This window comes from Zarconia sp., from assembly GCF_057467645.1.
In genome coordinates this window covers 1-18,767 of sequence record NZ_JBRJXU010000028.1, presented here as the reverse complement: position 1 = coordinate 18,767, position 18,767 = coordinate 1, and the positions used below count along the sequence as shown (strand labels likewise).

Genomic DNA, 18,767 nt, shown 5'->3' with positions numbered 1-18,767 from the left:
TGGGTGTTTTCGATTGTCACATCTAAAAGAGCGTACCCCCGGTTGCCATCAGAAGTTTCGACCAACTGGCTGCGGCGTAATTGAATAATCGGATGAGTATATTCCTTTAAAAAATAAGTGATTATACTGAATTTTCGATCGAATTTTTAAAAAATAAGTGATTATACTGATACAAAAAAATCGATCGATCGGAAATTTTTACAAAAAATATTAGTTTTTAAACTGCTTGCAGATCGATTGAGATATCAAAAATACGACAGAACTTGCTTCCTAAATAGAGTTGAGCTCGTAATGCTACCCACAAATTATCGATCGATATAATATTAAACTTAAACAACAACTGCGTATTTATACGAGACTCGATCGAAATGGGGATAAAGAACTCCGCAATAACCCCAATAAGAATTTAACCCTCGAAATTAAAGTCACCGTGAGGCTTCGGAAGTGACGCTATAATACAAAAACTAATATGGCAGTTTCGTTACAGATGCTTAAACTTTTTCCGGATAAGTGCATGTTTTAAGTGCATTTTTTAGTGTATGCCTAACTCAACAGAGTGGTGGTTCCCAAGCTTATTAAATCAGCGGCGATCGTATCACTCTCTCGAACATTATCAATTTTCAAAAACGCTCCTTGGAATGTAATTTGCTGCCATGTAAATTGCGATAGCACAGCTTGAAGTGCAACATCCAAGGATTTCTTGTTCTTGGGGCGTCCGTACCTAGCCACACCCATTGCAACATTTCCCAGACACAAACAGATCTATGCAGGCAATCGATCCCGTACTTCGATATCATTCAGATCCCGCACCCTATCAAGCTTGGAAAAAAGCAGTCAATCATACCGGCATTGAATTTGCGCCTACCCCCCTCAAAGCCGTCTCCGGTCAAATTCCTTCCGGTTTGCGAGGTTCTCTCTATCGCAACGGGCCTGCTCGTCTAGAACGAGGGGGACGTCGCGTCGGGCATTGGTTTGACGGAGATGGGGCAATTTTGGGCGTACATTTCCAAGAGAATGGGGCAACTGGTGTTTATCGCTTCGTCCAAACTCAAAGCTACTTGGCTGACGAACGCGCCCGAACCCTCACCTGCGGCAGTTACGGCATGGTATCCCCTAAACCCAAGCTGCTGTCGATGCTCAAACCCGTGCGCCAGCTTCTGAAGAATCCAGCAAGTGTCTCGGCTTTGGCACTGTCCGATCGCCTCCTGGCATTATGGGACCAAGGACATCCCTACGTCCTCGATCCCGAAACCCTCGAAACCCGAGGACAAGACACCCTCGGCGTTCTCCAAGAACATCAACCCTATGCCGCTCATTACAAGCGAGACTCGCGCACAGGGGAAATTTACAATTTCGGGATCACCTATGGCATGAGTGCCACTCTGAATGTTTACCGCAGCAACCCGACGGGACGCATCGAAAGGCAAACGACCATCGACCTGGGATGTTTGCCCATCGTTCACGACTTCATTATTGCTGGGGCTTATCTGGTATTCTTCGTTTGTCCCGTACGCCTCAATCCCATTCCCGTGGTTACCTATCGTAAAAGTTTTAGCGATTCTCTGTCTTGGCAGCCGGAATGGGGGACGCAGATTTTAATTCTCGATCGCGAAACCTTAGAAGTGGTCAGTCGTGGCGAAACCGATCCGTGGTACTTGTGGCATTTCGGTAACGGCTACGTGGATACCGATGGCTCGATCGTTGGAGATATGGTGCGTTACGAAGATTTCAAAACCAACGACTATCTCAAAGAAGTGGGTCTGCTCGATATTAAAACAGGCGCACCGGGAACCCTGTGGCAGTTCCGAATCGATCCGAAGTCGGCCAACGTTCTGGAAATGGAAGAGGTTTTGCCTTTGGGTGGAGAATTTCCGGTGGTTTCCCCTCGCGAAGTGGGGCAATATTCTCGATATACCTACCTTTCCACCTTCCGACCGGGAACCGATATTTCCCGAGACCTGTGGGGGACGATTTCTCGATTCGACTATCGAACTGGGGAGGCGACGATCGCCCAGATGGGTCCCAACCACTATCCCACGGAACCCATTTACGCACCGGATGCCGAAAATCCCGATCGCGGTTGGATTCTGACAGTAGTGTTTGATGGCGATCGCAACCAAAGCGAAGTTTGGATCTACGATGCCGAAAAACTCGATGGCGAACCGGTTTGCAAACTTGCTCTACCGGGAATTATCCCCATCGGTTATCACGGTACTTGGAAACCGGCTTAGGCGCGAGTTGGGTTAAACACTGACGATTTGGAGTGAGGCGATCGTAGGCAAAAATAGAGCGATCGAATAATGAGATGCTGGGAAAGGCGAACGCGGATACGTTCGTGCGGGCACTAACTTATCGCTTGTTTTTAACTGAGGGGAGTTTGAGGGGAAGAGCAAGTCCCGCCCTCTACTCGGGACGATCGTCGCCAATCTGGCGATTGCGCCGTCCTACGAGTGAGGGTCGGGATACAGCAACCTCAATGCGAAAATTAAGGGACTCGATGTCCGGCAAATTTTCAACCAACACGTCTTTATTTCCCGGAATGTCCATGCTTTGTGCTATAGAATAGCAATGGTTGGAGCCAATTACTCGACCCACTCGACTGACGCACGAGGCAACCGTAGCGGTATAAATGTACTCGGCTCAGATCGGGGAATAGGCGGAGTCACGCTTAGTAAAAGCCATACTTAGCCTCACGTAAAATCGTCAAAACCCATACGCATACAAATAATTTCTGCCTTGGGAACCAGGGCGGCTGCCGGGTCACTGAGCGTAGTCGAGGTGTAGCTGTAAGTGTCGGGAAACCGAGCAAGACCAGTGGACGCTGTGTAAGACCCAATCATCTTCGGATGAAAAGGCAACGGCGGATGAAACCGGAAGCCAGCGCTCTGTTGTCGGGAGTGGCGTAGCCGCGACCTATGACAACGAGCGTCTGGTAGTTCACACCATCATTCATTCTTTAACGCCAGTTCGGGATAAGAAGTATCCGGTGAAGGTGGGGAACGGGGAATGGGAAATGGGGAATGAATGCCCCACTCACCCGAAGAGGATATTCACCACCTGTGGTGAACTCAGTTGTGACATGTTCACCGAGTTCGCCTCGGGTGATTCTCAAATCTCACCCAGAGTGGGCATTACCGCCTATGGCTTAACCCGCGCCTCACGTTTCTTTACCCTTCTTGAGGTCGATCGCCCAACATTCGTCAAAATTTATATTATTCACAAATCGTTCGTGCGATCGACGACTTGGAAGAAGTGAAGGCTAGAATGTCAGCAACACTCGTCGGAGAAAGATTGCCTTGTGCAGACAAGATGGCTCGTAGGATCGCTGAAAACTCGAGTATTGTTGATGGTTGTGCTACCCACGACGATCTTACTATCGCAGTGCCGATATTCCAGCTCTGTCACAATAGAGAGCAAAATCCAGAGGTCGATCGAAGTGGAAATGGATTCTAGCAAAAACGATCGACCTCGCTCGGGGGTTTTTGCTCAGAACTGGGGTTCGGCATGCTCGTTTTATCGCCAGGGAACCCGTTCGTGTTCGATCGAATTCGACGGCTTAGAGCGACAACGATGCGAAGTCTGTCGCGAAGGGAAATCTTGCTTTAGAGCCACGGAGCGCGGACGCGAGAGGCAGTTGTGTGAGGCATACCGAGAAAATAAGTCTTGCTTTTTGGCACTGGACTCGGGAATCGATCGGGATTGGTGCGAGCACCTCAAAGAAAATAAGTCCTGTTTTTTCGCATTAGATGGGAGCGATCGCACCGACTGTGAGAACGGTCGAGTTCCCATCGATCATTGGTTTTGGCTTAACTAAAGAGAGTGACGCGACTTGGACCGATCGTGCGATCGCAACAACGACATTGCCCGTCTAGCGGGCGATTGAGTGGCTCGAGATCGATCGCGAAAACACAGGTACGTTCATCTTTTTACAAATAATCTTGCCAGTCGTGAGAGTTTACAAATCTGAGAAGATCGCCTCTTTTTGACTCCAGGGTTAAATTCAAGTGTGCTGCATTTTTCGTTGCGCAGGTTGCAACCGATATTACTTACCGCTGTAGTAGAAGGCAATTTCTTTATCTTTGAGGGGAACGAAATCGGCATCGAGTAGCATTTGGTTTAGCTCTTCTTGCAGGAGATGCTTGGCACCAATGCGGACGATGCGCGATCGCATGGTATTGGTAACACCACTGCGCTGCCGCTGACCTTCAAGTGCCATCACTCGATTGTAGAGTTCGAGCTTAGTTTCGGGAATGGGGGAACCATCGAGATCGAGTCCTTTAGCGATCGCGGCATCAACGGCATCAGCTCCCGTGGACGGAGAAGAGGCGGGGGTTTCAGAAGACATGGCAACATCTGTACATAGGACTTCGGGATTATACCACTGCAGCGATCGTCCTTCTTAGAATCTGATGAAGCGCAACTTATTAAATGTCTCTACCGCTAACGTAAGAATTTGAGATAGACTCGATGGCGCGATCGCATCCAAATTTGGAGGGCTAACTTATGAATCAATGGACGTCTAGCGAACACGCCCTAGACTATCTCGCCCGCGCCGATAAAATTCCCCATCGCACGGAGGGAGAAGCCGTACTCCTAGATTTAGTGCCCAAAACCGTCAAGCGAGTTCTGGATTTAGGAACGGGGGACGGGCGCTTGCTGGCATTACTCAAACTCGATCGTCCATCTTTTGAAAGTATTGCTCTGGATTTTTCCCCGACGATGCTTGTCGCTGTCAGGCAGCGGTTTGCAGAGGATAATACCGTTGAAATTCTCGAGCGCGATCTCGATCGACCCTTACCCGAATTCGGTCAATTCGATGCGGTGGTATCCAGCTTTGCCATCCACCACCTCGACGACGATCGCAAACGCGCCCTCTACGCTGAAATCTTCGAGATTCTCGAACCCGGGGGCATTTTCTGTAACCTGGAACATGTCGCCTCTCCAACCCCCAGATTGCACGCCCGGTTTCTCGATACAATCGGCTACACCCCAGAAACAGAAGACCCCTCGAACCAGTTGTTGGATGTGGAAACCCAACTCAGATGGTTTCGAGAGATCGGCTTTCTCGATGTGGATTGCTATTGGAAGTGGTTAGAAATGGCGCTGTTGGCGGGGGTGAAACCTGTTTGAATGCAAAATTAAAAATTAAAAATTTCGACTCCTCTCAACGCCCTAAAAAAGTCTCGATATGCCGATAGAGATCGCAACGACGATATGACTGGTGGCGTGGGCAATGGCGGCTGCTTCTAAACTGCGCTTCCAGTACAACCAGCCGTATACCGCACCGATGCCGTTAAGAGCGATCGCCCGTACCACCAGTAACGGAGTGAGGGGAACGAGGGCGGCAGTTGCGGGGAGATGTCCCAAGCCAAAGAGTAGGGTAGAAATGGCGATCGCCCCCCACATCACTCCAGGATGGGGTGTACCCCGTCGCCGTTGCAGCAACCGCCACCCAATCCAAGCCAGTAGCGACATGAATCCCCACCGCATTATCAATTCTTCCGTGATGCCTCCGTAGAGAATTCCCGCTAAACTCGTCAGTGGGTTGTAGGGCATCGCGTCGTTGAGTGCCCGAACTGCCGGAATCCAAGAAGAAAGTACTCGATCGAGTCCCAGAATTCCCAAACTGGCGATCGCCCCTAAACTAGCAGCAAACTGCAACTCAGATCCGATCGCCTGGAGTGAGGATTTCCCAGCGGTAAGGGCATTGCACAGATGCGATCGCAGTCCGAGAGGTTTAGCGAAAAGAATGCCCAGAGTCGTGGCGATCGCCAGTAAAATTACCGGTTGAATGAGGGAAAGTACCACCAGCAATGGCAGGGGCATTTGAGCGATTTCGGGGGGAATTTCGGGATTTTGGACGAGTCCATCCCTCATGTTCGTAATGCTGGGAATCAATGCGATAATTCCCAGACAACCTAAACTAAACAAAAGGCGAAACTGTTGCCAAAAAGAGGGTTTACGGGCAATTGATGTTTGAGTCATGTTGTTCGATCGGGTGAATGAATTTCAGGATCGAGATCCTCGGTCGATCGAGCGATCGATCCGGGTTCTCCAACAGGCATGAGAATGGTCGATAGGAGGCGACGACGGCGATCGGGTCTCGGCTTGAGTTCCAAAAAGGGTTTGAGTACCCCTTGAAGTGCCGCAACCATCTCTTGAAACTCTTCATCGTTGAGGTACATTGCCGCCTGTCGGTATCCCACCCCATCCCCGAGTAAATCGATCTCGTTTCGTTCCAGATAACGAGCGTAGTCTTCGAGCAAACTCGCCACGAAAATCGTGAAATACTGCAAATGGTCTTCTCGACTGGTATTGGCAAGATCTGCAGGCGATAGATTCGCGCGGACTTCCTGCAAGGCATAGACTTTTTCGACGGTTCCTCGGATCGGATGTTCGGCAACGACCGTTAAAATGTCGGCTTTCGTGAGTTTTTCAATATGCCGGTAAAGGGTAGCGATCGCAATATCGGGCAAGGCTTCGGCAATTTGTCCGGTGGTCAGTTGAGTGCCACCGAGGAGGGTTTGGAGAATACGCAGACGGACGGGATGGAGAATGAGGTCGGCTTTGGCTGATTTCACAGTAGAAACGTTCGATCGGGTCATCTCTCCATCCTAGAGAGGGAGTCGATCGCTTTTTAAAACGTCTCGAACTGTGTTTTTATATTCTCACTACTAATTATATTATCATTTTTGATAAAAATAGATCGAATAACCTCTGTCCAGTCGTTCTAAGCTTCGGGGGCGCGATCTCAGATCGGGTTGAACGATCGTAATATAAAGAATTCACGGATCGTTTTTTCCCTTCCTTCCCTCTGACAGGAAATGATTTTTTAGAATTGGGCAATTTAGGTCGTGGCAGAAACGAAAATGCAAGGGTTTTGCTCCCCCGCTTCCCCTGCCTCCCCCCTCTCCCTTGTCCCTTTTCCACCAGAAATCTATTCCGGATGCGCCATCTTCTGGGGATCGACCTGACGATCGAATTCTTCTGCCGAGATATAACCCAATTCCAAACAAGCTTCTTTAAGAGTGAGGTTTTTCTCCAGGGCCCAATGAGCAACTTTCGAGGCTTTGTCGTAACCGATGGAGGGACTCAATGCCGTTACCAGCATTAGGGATTGGTTGAGATGGGTTTCGATTTGCGATCGATTCGCTTCGAGTCCCTCCAAGAGAAAATCGGTGAAATTATTGCAACTATCCGCGAGAATTTCGATCGACTGCAACAGGTTGAATACCATCATCGGCTTAAAGGCATTCAACTCGAAATGACCTTGAGAACCGGCAATCGCGATCGCCGTATCGTAGCCGATAACCTGGGCGGCTACCATCGTCATCGCCTCGCATTGGGTGGGGTTGACTTTCCCCGGCATAATCGAAGAACCGGGTTCGTTCGCCGGTAGAGTGAGTTCGCCGATACCGCAGCGCGGGCCGCTACCGAGGAAGCGAATATCATTGGCAATTTTCATTAACGAACAGGCGAGGGTTTTGAGGGTGCCGCTGGCCATCACCATCGCATCGTGGGCGGCGATGGCCGCAAACTTATTGGGGGCGGAGACGAAGGGTAACCCGGTTATTTGCCCAATGCGATCTGCGACGAGATCGGCAAATCCGGCAGGTGCATTCAAACCGGTTCCAACAGCCGTTCCGCCGATGGCGAGTTCGTAGAGATCGGGTAGGGCATTCTCAATGCGCCGCAAGTCTGCATCCAGTTGGGCGACGTAGCCGGAAAATTCTTGTCCCAACGTCAGGGGTACGGCATCTTGAAGGTGAGTGCGCCCAATTTTAACGATATCGGCAAATTCCTCGGATTTGACGTGCAGTCCGTCCCGCATCTTCTTCACCTTAGGCAGCAGGCGATCGTGTAGGGCTTTTGCCGAGGCGATATACATTGCGGTGGGGAAAGTGTCGTTGGACGACTGGGACATATTAACGTGGTCGTTGGGATGAATGGGGGTTTTCGATCCGGGTATTCCTCCTGAGAGTTCGATCGCCCGGTTGGCGATGACTTCGTTGACGTTCATATTGCATTGCGTCCCGCTTCCAGTCATCCATACCCGCAAGGGGAAATGATCGTCGAGTTGACCGGAAATAATTTCGTCGGCAGCGCGAGTGATAAGGGAGGCTTTATCTTCCGGGAGTTGTCCCAGTTCTTGGTTGGTGAGGGCTGCCGCTTTTTTGAGGATGGCCATGGCTTCGATGACGCTTGGGGGAATGCGATCGCTGCCAATGGAGAAATATTTGAGCGATCGCTGGGTTTGCGCCCCCCAGTAGCGATCGGCGCGGACTTCGATTTGCCCCATGCTGTCGGTTTCAATGCGCGTCTTGGACGGTGTGGCGTCGTTCATGCTAGATCTCCCAATCTGGATTTTGGTCTATTCGATCGCTATAGTGGCGATCGGGGACTGCTCACCAAACTACTCCCAATCGGTCAATTCGGTCAAAACTGCGAGCAAATTGGGCAAACTTATCGAAAATTGCTAAATCTCTGGAATTTAAAATCTAAAAGACCTGAAGTTTGCCAAAATTCAGGAATATTCTTTATTTTTTGAAGGCAGCTTCAGTAATATTACGAGGATTAGATTACTTTGAACGATACCTTTTCGCATTCGGACTTAGGCAATCGGAAAATTTACGGATTTTTTAATCGTTCGGATCTGTATTTTTACTGATTTTTTTTGACTTGTCAATCTAAATATAGCGTTATAGTATTATTAATACTGTTTTAACGTTAATACAAAAAACCTAACCTCTTCAAATTCTATCTATTACCGTTCAAGAGATTTCATTTTTGCAACGATTGATATCGAAAGTTAATGATTTGAAATTTATTTGTTTCAAAAATAGAGAGTATCGATTAATTTTACATTCGTTGCCATCGATGCAATAGGGGTTTATTTTGGTCGTTTTTAAGTACATATGTCTTGATAAAAAAAATAAAGCATAGTACGATAGCCTACTGTCTGCGTCGAGAAAAATCGAAAAAATTGAAGTTTTGGTGCGAGCTAAAAGCAGTGTAAGGTGCGGTCTATGAACTGGGTTCGAGGGTAACGTTGAGCCGAAAAAAATGACTCAGCAATTACCGAACAACGCGAACGTGACACAAATGGAATTTTGCATGAGTCTGGAAACCTTTGATTCGGTTGCCATCTTAATTGTTGACGACACACCGAGTAACTTGCATCTGCTATTTACCTGTCTCGAAGAAGTGGGCTTCAAAGTCCTTGTGGCTCAAAATGGAGAAAGCGCCTTAGAGAAAGCCACCTACGGACAACCCGATTTAATTTTGCTCGATATTTTGATGCCTGGAATGGATGGTTTTGAGGTTTGCCAGCAATTAAAATCTCAAACATCGACCCAGGATATTCCCGTGATTTTTATGACGGCTCTCTCCGAAACCGTAAATAAAGTGAAAGGATTCGATCTGGGGGCAGTCGATTACATTACGAAACCCATCGAGCAGCAAGAAGTCCTCGCCCGCATTAAAACTCATCTCACCCTTTCCATCCTGCGCAAGCGCCTTCAAGACCAAAATAACTTACTCCGAGAAGAAATCGAGCGACGTCAAGAAGCAGAAGCCTCCCTGCAAGAAGCTCGGGACGAACTAGAACAGCGGGTTCGAGAACGGACGGCAACTCTGGCACAAACCAACCAACGACTGCGCCAAGAAATAGAAGATCGCACCCGCATCGAACAGGCACTCTTTGAAGAAAAAGAACTCGCTCAAGTCACCTTAGAATCGATCGGCGATGGGGTGATTACCACCGATGCCCGAGGGAACGTCGGTCATCTCAATCCCGTTGCCGAACAACTCACGGGTTGGAGAACCGGCGAAGTTAAAGGACGACCGATTGCGGAAGTGTTTAAAATCGTTTGCGAAATTGCCCGCAAACCCCTAGACAATCCCGTCGAGCGAGTGTTGCAGGGTCATCGACCCGTTGGTGTGAGCGATCGCACCGTACTTATCGCCCGCGATGGTAGCGAGTACCCCATCGATGATTCTGCTGCCCCCATTCGCGCCCGAGACGGTCGAACCATCGGTGCGGTACTCGTCTTTCGAGATGTGACCCGATCGCGCCAACTCGCCCATCAGCTGTCCTGGCAGGCAGCCCACGACGAACTCACCGGTTTGTTAAATCGACGGGCATTCGAGCAGAAATTAGCGGGTGCCATTGCCAGCGTCCGAGAGAAAAACCAACATCACGTTCTGTGTTACCTCGATCTCGATCAGTTCAAAATCGTCAACGATACCTGCGGTCATATTGCCGGAGACGAATTGCTGCGCCAGGTCACGATGTTGCTGCAAAAACGGGTGCGCACTACCGATACCCTCGCCCGCCTGGGGGGAGATGAATTCGGTCTTTTACTGGCGCGATGCTCCCTCCTAGAAGCAGAAAAGCTCGCAGAAATCCTGCGTAAACTGATTCACGAGTTCCGTTTCGTGTGGCAGGGAAATGCCTTCGCGCTGGGAACGAGCATTGGTTTAGTGGCGATCGACGAAAATACGCGAGATTTAACCCATATCCTCAGTGCTGCCGATGCCGCTTGCTACGCCGCCAAAGCCCGAGGTCGCAACTGTTTTCACGTCTATCGAAGTAACGATCGCGAACTGGCCCGGCAGCGCGGCGAACGGCAGTGGATCGTCAGAATCAATCAAGCCCTCGAAGAGAATCGCTTCTGTTTGTACGCCCAACAAATCGCCCCCGTGGTTCCCAATGCGGGAGAAAACCATTACGAAGTACTGCTGCGCTTGCTCGATAAAAAAGATCGACTCGTTCCCCCCATGGCTTTTATTCCGGCCGCCGAACGCTACGATCTGATGCCGGAGATCGATCGATGGGTGATTGCCACTTTCTTCAGCGGCTATCAACTCTTTTTACAGACCCATCCCAACTGCGCTCCCACGGCCTATACCATCAATTTATCCGGGGCAAGCGTTAGCAATCGGGACTTTCTCGATTTCCTCAAAGAGCAATTCGCACAATACCCCATTTCCCCTCAAAGTATTTGTTTTGAGATTACCGAAACCGCCGCGATCGCGAATTTATCTCAAGCCATCCAACTGATCGACGAACTCAAACAACTCGGCTGCCGCTTTGCTCTCGATGATTTCGGCAGTGGCATGAGTTCTCTGACTTACCTCAAAAACCTGCCCGTGGATTACTTAAAAATCGATGGTAGTTTCGTTAAAAATATTACCCAGTCTCGTATTGATGCGGCGATGGTCGAAAGTTTTAACCGCATCGCCCACGAAATGGGAATTCAAACCATTGCCGAATTTGTCGAAAATCAAGCGATTCTCAACAAGTTGCGGGCGATCGGTCTTGATTACGCTCAAGGTAATGGGATTGCCAAGCCGCGTCCTCTTTCATTTGGCAAAATCCAAAGGATGGGACAGCTATGGTTGAAACACGAACGGTAAGAAACGTCAGTTTTGGATAAGACTGTTTCCGGTGAGGGTGGGGAATGGGGAATGGGGAATGGGGAATGGGGATGGAGTACTTTCCTCCCGAGCCAGGAGATGTAGCCAGTGTTGTCGCTTCGCTCTCAGGAGGCTTGCCAACCGCCCGAACGTCACCCAGAGTCCGCATCCCGGCGAGGTGGCTGAAACAAAACCGCCAATAGGTTTAGGGTTTCGGGGAAGAGGCGCGGGGTGGGCGGATGCGATCGGTCACAGAGTATATCGCTCGTAATGATTGATGGCTGAAGAAACCACAGATTGAGGGTTGACAAATTACACACAATTCTAACCGTCCACAATTGGGTGGCTCTCGGGCATCAAGTTGCACGTGGTGTATCCGATTGTCGGAATTCCATCAGACAAGTGATTCGTTTTACAATCCAGAAAACCTGCCCAGTTCGTCCGGGATTGTCGCCATGTCCGATCGCACTGCCAACGAGTCCCGATCCCAGCCTCCAAGTCGCCCCGCCAACTTTTTCGTCGTTGGGATCGGGGCTTCTGCTGGGGGATTGAAAGCCCTTGAAGAGTTCTTTGAAAATATGCCCGTGGATAGTGGGGCGGCATTCGTGGCGATCCAGCACCTATCCCCGGACTTCAAAAGCCTGATGAACGAACTGTTAGGGCGGCGGACTCGCATGGCGATCCATCTGGCAACCGATGGCATGACCCTCGAACCCAACTCAGTGTACCTGATTCCACCGGGCAAAAATTTAGTTCTCGAAGGACAACAGCTCTATTTGCACGATCGCGATCGCAGTAGCAGTCGAAATCGACCCAACTTTCCCATCGATCTCTTTTTCCAAACCCTTGCCCGAGAAAAATCCGATCGCGCCATCGGCATCGTCCTCTCCGGAACCGGTAGCGACGGCACTCGCGGCTTGCAGTTCGTGCGCGAAGCCGGGGGCATTACCCTCGTCCAAGATCCCACCACGGCGGAATTTGACGGGATGCCCAATAGCGCTATTTCTGCCGGTCCGGTCGATCGCGTACTCTCACCGCCCCAACTTGCCCAAATTGTTTACCAGGTCGTCGATTCCTCAATGGATCGCCGAGACTTAACCGACACTCAAAATGTCCCCGTCGATGCCCTCAAAATTCAAGAAATCGCCCAAATTCTCGCCAAGTTTGAAGATACGGATTTCTCCCACTACAAACGCAGTACCCTGAGTCGGCGAATTTTCCGTCGATATCCCCTCGTTCGCTCGGATATCGACGGTTACATCAACTTGCTGCGAAACTCTCCTGAAGAACGAAAAATCTTGCGTAACGATCTCCTCATCGGCGTTACCCGTTTTTTCCGGGATGCACCGGCTTGGGAGGTTCTCAAAACGCAAATCCTGCCCAAACTGGTCGATAGTGTCGAACTCGACGAAGAACTGCGCTTTTGGGTGAGTGCTTGTAGTTCTGGGGAAGAGGCTTACTCCTTGGCAATCCTGGTCGATGAAGTCCTCGCAGAGTTCCCCAAGCCGCTGAGCTTCAAGATTTTCGCCACGGATCTCGATCGCGAAGCCCTCGAAAAAGCCGATCGCGGCATTTACCCGGAAACGATCGCCTACGATGTTAGCGAGGAACGACTGGTGCGATATTTCACTCACCAGGATGGAGCCTTTCAGGTGGCGCGCAAACTTCGAGAAAAGCTCATCTTTGCTCCCCACAATCTCACCAAAGATGCGGCCTTCACGCGAATGCATTTGGTGACCTGTCGGAACGTGCTGATTTACATGCAATCCGACCTGCAACAGCAAGTTTTGCGGAACCTGCATTTCTCCCTCCGACCCCAGGGAACTTTGTTCTTGGGAGAGTCGGAAACCTTGGGTGCGATCGAAGAAGAGTTCGAGACGCAGGACAAAAAATGGAAAATTTATCAGAAGAAGCGGGACGTGCGACTGCCGCTACCCATGAAAACCCTCGATAGATTCTCCCAAATCACGTCCCGCCCCAAACCTCGGGCAATCCGTCGGACTCAGTTCGAGCCAATGCTCGAAGAAACCCTGCGACAACTCGCAATCGATCGCAACACCACCTATTTACTCGTCAATCGAGATCGTCAATTGCTCCACGTCTTCGGTCGTTCTCGCGAGATTTTTAAAGTCCCCGACGGTCGGGTCACCCAAGATGTGACTCAAATGGTCGTATCGGCTCTGGCACTGCCGTTAAGTACCGCACTTCACCGCGCGCGGCGAGAACACCGTCCGGTGTTGTTTGCCGGGATCGAGTTGGGTGACGATCGAGATCGGCACTACGTTAACTTAAAAGTCACGTACCAGGAAACCCAAAAGATGGCGGGGGATTTTTCGATCGTGGCGATCGAATTCGACGACCGCCTGTCTGTATCTCTTTCGAGCGAACCCTTTCAAGCCGATACCGAAACCCAACGACAGATTGCCGAACTCGAATACGAACTCCAGCAAAGCCGCGAGAATCTCCAGGCCACCATCGAAGAACTCGAAACCACCAACGAGGAACAACAGGCCACCAACGAAGAGTTGATCGCCTCCAATGAGGAACTGCAAAGTACCAACGAAGAACTCCATTCGGTGAATGAGGAACTCTATACCGTTAATTCCGAGTACCAGTCCAAAATTCAGGAGTTGACGGAACTCACCGACGATATGGATAACGTGTTGCGGAGTACGGAGATCGGCGTGATTTTCCTCGATGGCAACCTGAAGGTTCGCAAATTCACCTCTGCTGCCACTGCTGCCATTAACCTCGTCGGAACCGATATCGGTCGTCCCCTGGCGCATCTGTCTCATAACACGAATTGCGAGGATCTGTTGGGATTTTTGCAAGGGGCACTTCGAGCCGAACGACCCGTGGAATGCGAGGTCAAGATTTTGGCAAGCGAGCGCCACCTATTGATGCGAGTCCATCCCTATGCTCAAGAAGACGGTCAAACCGATGGGGTCGTCCTCACATTTATCAATATCGATCGCGTGAAAAAAGCGGAACTGGCTCTCCAAGAAGCCAATGTCGCTCTCCAACAAAGCCAAGACGGACTCAATCTGGCCCTGAGTGCCACCAACATCGGTACCTGGCTTTGGGAACCCCTGGGAGATTCTTTGATGTGGGACGAACGGATGGCTCAGTTGTACGGTATCGAACCCGACGCGCAACCCCACAGTCTGGAGGCGTGGTTGCAACTGATTTATCCGGAGGATCGCCCTCTCGTCGAAGAGTCCCTCAGGCAAATCCCCAAGCGGCAAAACCCCACCCGAACGCTGGAATTCCGAATTTTGCTCCCAGACGGGACGCCCCGGTTTCTCTCTTTGCGGGCGAAGGTCTATTGGAACGACAATCGCGAGTTCAGCCACATCACCGGCATCAACTTAGATATTACAGATTCCCGACAAGCCGAAGCGTACCTCAGAGAGTCGGAAGCCAAACTGCGAGGACTCAACGAACAGCTCGAGCGACGAGTCGAAGAGCGCACCGCAGCAATTGCCAGTTTTAGCGGAAACCTGAAAAAACTGCACCGCATCACAACCACTCACTACGATAGTATCGAAGCCCTCTTTCGCAACTACCTCAAAACCGGTTACGAGATTTTGGACTTATCCACCGGAATCATCGGGATTCTCGAGGGAGACACTTACGTCCTTCATGCTGTGGAACCGGAAACCAAAACGCGGAAGGTGGGCAAACAGTTCTCGTGCCGAGAACGCCCTTGCTCGCCCATTCTCGAATGCAAAGAAACCCTGACCTACCATGTAAAATCTCTCAACAAGCTGCAAAAATATCCGCTCTACAAAAATCGACGAGTGAGATCGTTTATCGGTACTCCCATTTGGGTGAACGATCGCCTTTACGGCACGTTGGAGTTTTTCTCGCCAACATCCCGCCAAGAGGGATTTGCCCTGCACGAAAAAGAAATTATCGAGCTGATGGCCCAGGGTATCGGCACCGCCATTGCCACCTATACCGCCCAAATCAAGCGTCGGCAATCGGAGCAAGCTTTTCGAGAAAGCGAGGAACGGTTCCGGGTGACTTTCGAGCAAGCCGCGTTGGGTTTAGCTCATTTAGCCCCCGACGGACGCTGGCTGCGGGTGAATCGAAAAATCTGCGATATCGTCGGCTATACGCGAGAGGAACTGCTCGATACAACATTTTGTTGTATTACCCATCCCGATGATGTCCAACGGGATTTGGGTTATGTCGAACGTATGCTTTCGGGTCAAATTCAAACTTACTCTTGCGAAAAACGCTACCGTCACAAAAATGGAGCGATCGTGTGGGTGAATGTTACGGTCTCTCTGGTACGAGACGCCGCCGGACAACCCAAGTATTTCATTTCAGCCATTGAAGATATCGGCGATCGCAAACGGGTTGAAGCTTCTCTGCGCGAAAGCGAAGAGCGCTTCCGCACCCTGGCTGATAGCGCCCCGGTCCTGATTTGGATCGCCGATACCCATCAACGGTATACCTTCGTCAATCAAATGTGGCTGCACTTTACCGGGCGCAATCTTGAAGCCGAACTTGGCGACGGCTGGCAACAAGGCATACATCCCGAGGATTTGGAGTTTTACCATGAAACCTATGCCGCTTGTTTCGAGGCACGCCAACCCTTTCAAGTCGAGTACCGCCTCCGACGGGGTGATGGTGAGTACCGTTGGCTGCTGGATATGGGAACGCCTCGGTTGACCGGCGATGGCGAGTTTGTCGGCTACATCGGCTGCTGTACGGACATCACGGAAATGCAACGGACGCGAGAAGCTCTGTGGCGGTGGAATCTAGAACTCGAACGTCGGGTAGAGGAGCGTACGGAAGAGTTAGCCGGGGCGAAAGAAACCGCTGAAATTGCCACGCAAACCAAAAGTGCTTTCATCGCTCACATGAGCCACGAATTGAGAACGCCTTTGAATGGTATTTTGGGGTTTACCCAAATTCTCCAGCAAGATATCAAGCTCACCAGCGCCCAAAGAAAGGGAGTGAACGTCATCCATCAATGTGGGTCTCATTTGCTGACACTCATTAACGACATTCTCTATCTCTCCAAAATCGAAGCCGGGAAACTAGAATTAGCAGTGGACGATTTTTATTTTCGATCGTTTCTGGATAGTTTAGTGGAAATCGTTCGCGTGCGGGCCCTTGAAAAGGGGATTTCTTTTACCTTTCAAGCTCAAACTTCCCTACCGGCTGCAGTGCGCGGCGATGAAACTCGCCTGCGGCAGGTGTTGCTGAACCTACTGAGCAATGCGGTGAAATTTACCCAAACCGGTGGGGTCATCTTCACACTGGGTTCTGTTGAAGAGGAGGGAACAGACAAGCACAAACTCCGTTTTACCATTGAAGATACCGGTGTTGGGATTCCGAGCGATCGCCTCGTCGATATCTTTTTACCCTTCCAACAATTAACCGATACTCAAAGTCGATCGGAAGGCACGGGATTGGGGCTGACGATTTCTCAAAACATCGTCCGCCAACTGGGGGGGGAGATTCAAGTGCGCAGTACCCTCGGTTGCGGCAGCCAATTTTGGTTTGAGGTAGAACTGCCCGAAATCGAGATGCCTGATGCTCATCTTCCGCGCGAATCCCAGCGCCGAATTATCGGGTTTTGCGGGGAACCTCGTCGGATTTTAATCGTCGATGACAAACACGCCAATCGCGAAGTCTTGCGGTCTTGGCTGCATCCGTTGGGATTTACGCTTGTCGAAGCCCAAAATGGTCGTCAGGCATTAACCATTGCCCTCGAACACCAACCCGATCTGATTTTGTTAGATTTGGTGATGCCAGTATTAGACGGGTTTGAAGTCGCCCGACGCATTCGCCGAGAACCCACCCTCGAAGATGTCCCGATCGTTGCCAATTCTGCGAGCACCCTCGCCAACGATCGCGCCGGTTGCTACGATGCCGGTTGTAATGCATTTCTGGTCAAACCCATCTCATTCGATCGATTGCTGGATTTACTTCAAGAACAGTTGGGACTCGAGTGGATTTACGAAGAAGCTATCCTTCCAGCATCCCCCGAAGGCGAACTCAAGTCTCAGGGGCGATCGGAGGAACTGTTACCCTTAGTTTACCCCACCGCTGAAACCCTCACACCATTGCTAGAATTAGCGCGGCAAGGAGATATTCGCGGGATTCTCCGACAAGCGGAGGAGCTAGCGCAATCGGAAGAACAATGGATTCCCTTTACCGAGCGCGTTCGCCAACTGGCTGAAAGTTTTCAGGAGGTTAAGTTACGCCAATGGATCGAAGAAATATTGACAAAAAATTAGTTTTATGATAAGAGACCTTAATCGTTCGAATCGCTTGAATTCATTAAAGTTTTCATCATCGCCAATCCTTTTTTAACTCTTCGGGACACGGTCACCGAGCTAATGCCCATGCGTTCTGCGGTTTCTTTCTGGGTTAAATCGTGCAAGAAAACAAACTCTAAAACTTTACAGGTTCCCGCTTCCAATTTAGCTAGCGCCTGCTGCAACAGGATTTGGTCTTCTTGCGCCAACTGAAAACTGCGATAGCGGTGGTCTGGAACCATTTCCCCCAGGGCTGTTCTACCCTGCTCTTCATCGGACACTGGTGCGTCTAAACTCAAAGGCGCGCGGTTGCAGCAAGCCAGCTCGATTTCTTGTAACTCATCTGGAGAAATGTTGAGTGCGGCGGCAACTTCCGCTTTGGTGGGGTCGCGATCGAGCTGGTGGTGAAGGGTTTGGGCAACCTTCGTGGCTTGGCGATTGAGACTCACCCAATGGCGGGGAATGCGAACCGAGGGGCTTTTATCCCGGAGATAATGCTGAATTTCGCCGCGAATATAGGGTACGGCAAACGAGCTAAAGGCATTGCCCTTCGAGAGATCGAAGCGCTCGATGGCTCGAATCAGACCCAAACAGCCCACCTGCAGCAAATCATCGTAGCTTTCACTACACCGATCGAGCCGGAGATGTACCTCTTTTCGGACTAAGCCGAGATTGAGCTGCACGAGTTGATTGCGTCGGTTGGTCGATGGAGACTGATGGTATTGACGCAGTAACTCCAAGCAGTCATTTTTTGACTCGTTTGTGACTCTATACATCATGACGACGTGCGCTTAGGTAGACCTGACTTAATCCGTAGATGCGGCGATCGGGCGATCGCAATTTGTCCAGGACTCCGGAATTGAACCTTTCGATCGCCCAGAGCTAGGAATTTCAAAGTCTCGCATCGATTTATGGGTTTCCTAGTCCAGAATATCAAACATGAGATAGAGTCAACCTCCGTTAAACCAACTAGTTGATTACTTGTAGCTGGGAGGGGGAATGGGGAACGGGGAATGGGGAATGGGGAATGGGGAACGGGGAATGGGGAATGGGGAATGGGGAACGGGGAAT

12 protein-coding genes are annotated in these 18,767 nt (G+C 50.5%); 7 read left to right on the top strand and 5 right to left on the bottom strand.

All coding sequences use genetic code 11. The features are described from left to right. The first annotated feature begins 764 nt into the window (after positions 1-764). From AC2215_RS04510 to AC2215_RS04500, 3 genes are all read left to right on the top strand, one after another. On the top strand, positions 765-2,231 hold the full coding sequence (locus AC2215_RS04510; protein ID WP_486808765.1) for a carotenoid oxygenase family protein: 1,467 nt from the start codon (positions 765-767) through the stop codon (positions 2,229-2,231). 848 nt (positions 2,232-3,079) lie between these two features. Then, a complete protein-coding gene (locus AC2215_RS04505) occupies positions 3,080-3,256 on the top strand; it encodes a hypothetical protein (RefSeq protein WP_486808764.1) in 177 nt (58 codons plus the stop codon). A 186-nt stretch (positions 3,257-3,442) separates the two neighbouring features. Beyond that, positions 3,443-3,814 carry a hypothetical protein gene (locus AC2215_RS04500; RefSeq protein ID WP_486808763.1) on the top strand — a complete coding sequence of 124 codons (372 nt, stop codon included), beginning with the start codon at positions 3,443-3,445 and terminating at the stop codon, positions 3,812-3,814. Between the two features lie 228 nt (positions 3,815-4,042). On the opposite strand, the gene AC2215_RS04495 is transcribed toward AC2215_RS04500, so the two are convergent. Next, positions 4,043-4,345, bottom strand: coding sequence for a small RNA NsiR4-regulated ssr1528 family protein (locus AC2215_RS04495; protein WP_486808762.1), 303 nt, complete (start codon positions 4,343-4,345; stop codon positions 4,043-4,045). A gap of 158 nt (positions 4,346-4,503) precedes the next feature. Here AC2215_RS04495 and AC2215_RS04490 point away from each other — a divergent pair, with 158 nt between their 5' ends. Then, positions 4,504-5,130 carry a class I SAM-dependent methyltransferase gene (locus tag AC2215_RS04490; RefSeq protein ID WP_486808761.1) on the top strand — a complete coding sequence of 209 codons (627 nt, stop codon included), beginning with the start codon at positions 4,504-4,506 and terminating at the stop codon, positions 5,128-5,130. Between the two features lie 42 nt (positions 5,131-5,172). On the opposite strand, the gene AC2215_RS04485 is transcribed toward AC2215_RS04490, so the two are convergent. The 3 genes from AC2215_RS04485 to fumC all read right to left on the bottom strand — a co-directional run bounded on the left by AC2215_RS04485 (position 5,173) and on the right by fumC (position 8,344). Then, positions 5,173-5,985: a CPBP family intramembrane glutamic endopeptidase gene (locus tag AC2215_RS04485; RefSeq protein WP_486808760.1), complete on the bottom strand. Its 813-nt coding sequence runs from the start codon at positions 5,983-5,985 to the stop codon at positions 5,173-5,175. Then, positions 5,982-6,581 (bottom strand): helix-turn-helix domain-containing protein, encoded by a 600-nt coding sequence (locus tag AC2215_RS04480; RefSeq protein ID WP_486808759.1) that lies wholly within the window; start codon positions 6,579-6,581, stop codon positions 5,982-5,984. The genes AC2215_RS04485 and AC2215_RS04480 overlap by 4 nt, the downstream gene beginning before the upstream one ends. A gap of 356 nt (positions 6,582-6,937) precedes the next feature. Next, a complete protein-coding gene (gene fumC / locus AC2215_RS04475) occupies positions 6,938-8,344 on the bottom strand; it encodes a class II fumarate hydratase (protein WP_486808758.1) in 1,407 nt (468 codons plus the stop codon). Positions 8,345-9,063: 719 nt separating this feature from the next. Between fumC and AC2215_RS04470 the strand changes: the two genes are divergently transcribed. From AC2215_RS04470 to AC2215_RS04460, 3 genes are all read left to right on the top strand, one after another. Beyond that, complete coding sequence (locus AC2215_RS04470) at positions 9,064-11,418, top strand: EAL domain-containing protein (protein ID WP_486808757.1); 2,355 nt, start codon at positions 9,064-9,066, stop codon at positions 11,416-11,418. Between the two features lie 71 nt (positions 11,419-11,489). Continuing rightward, a complete protein-coding gene (locus tag AC2215_RS04465; RefSeq protein ID WP_486808756.1) occupies positions 11,490-11,621 on the top strand; it encodes a hypothetical protein in 132 nt (43 codons plus the stop codon). A gap of 252 nt (positions 11,622-11,873) precedes the next feature. Then, positions 11,874-17,675, top strand: a complete 5,802-nt coding sequence (locus tag AC2215_RS04460) for a PAS domain S-box protein (RefSeq protein ID WP_486808755.1) — start codon at positions 11,874-11,876, stop codon at positions 17,673-17,675. Between the two features lie 17 nt (positions 17,676-17,692). Here AC2215_RS04460 and AC2215_RS04455 read toward each other — a convergent pair whose 3' ends face one another. Further along, complete coding sequence (locus AC2215_RS04455; protein ID WP_486808754.1) at positions 17,693-18,475, bottom strand: RNA polymerase sigma factor SigF; 783 nt, start codon at positions 18,473-18,475, stop codon at positions 17,693-17,695. Positions 18,476-18,767 lie beyond the last annotated feature (292 nt).

Bases quoted from the DNA above. Each gene is read 5' to 3' on its own strand.
- AC2215_RS04510 (WP_486808765.1), top strand. From the start codon at position 765: ATGCAGGCAATCGATCCCGTACTTCGATATCATTCAGATCCCGCACCC.
- AC2215_RS04505 (WP_486808764.1), top strand. From the start codon at position 3,080: ATGTTCACCGAGTTCGCCTCGGGTGATTCTCAAATCTCACCCAGAGTG.
- AC2215_RS04500 (WP_486808763.1), top strand. From the start codon at position 3,443: ATGGATTCTAGCAAAAACGATCGACCTCGCTCGGGGGTTTTTGCTCAG.
- AC2215_RS04495 (WP_486808762.1), bottom strand. From the start codon at position 4,345: ATGTCTTCTGAAACCCCCGCCTCTTCTCCGTCCACGGGAGCTGATGCC.
- AC2215_RS04490 (WP_486808761.1), top strand. From the start codon at position 4,504: ATGAATCAATGGACGTCTAGCGAACACGCCCTAGACTATCTCGCCCGC.
- AC2215_RS04485 (WP_486808760.1), bottom strand. From the start codon at position 5,985: ATGACTCAAACATCAATTGCCCGTAAACCCTCTTTTTGGCAACAGTTT.
- fumC (WP_486808758.1), bottom strand. From the start codon at position 8,344: ATGAACGACGCCACACCGTCCAAGACGCGCATTGAAACCGACAGCATG.
- AC2215_RS04470 (WP_486808757.1), top strand. From the start codon at position 9,064: ATGACTCAGCAATTACCGAACAACGCGAACGTGACACAAATGGAATTT.
- AC2215_RS04465 (WP_486808756.1), top strand. From the start codon at position 11,490: ATGGAGTACTTTCCTCCCGAGCCAGGAGATGTAGCCAGTGTTGTCGCT.
- AC2215_RS04460 (WP_486808755.1), top strand. From the start codon at position 11,874: ATGTCCGATCGCACTGCCAACGAGTCCCGATCCCAGCCTCCAAGTCGC.
- AC2215_RS04455 (WP_486808754.1), bottom strand. From the start codon at position 18,475: ATGATGTATAGAGTCACAAACGAGTCAAAAAATGACTGCTTGGAGTTA.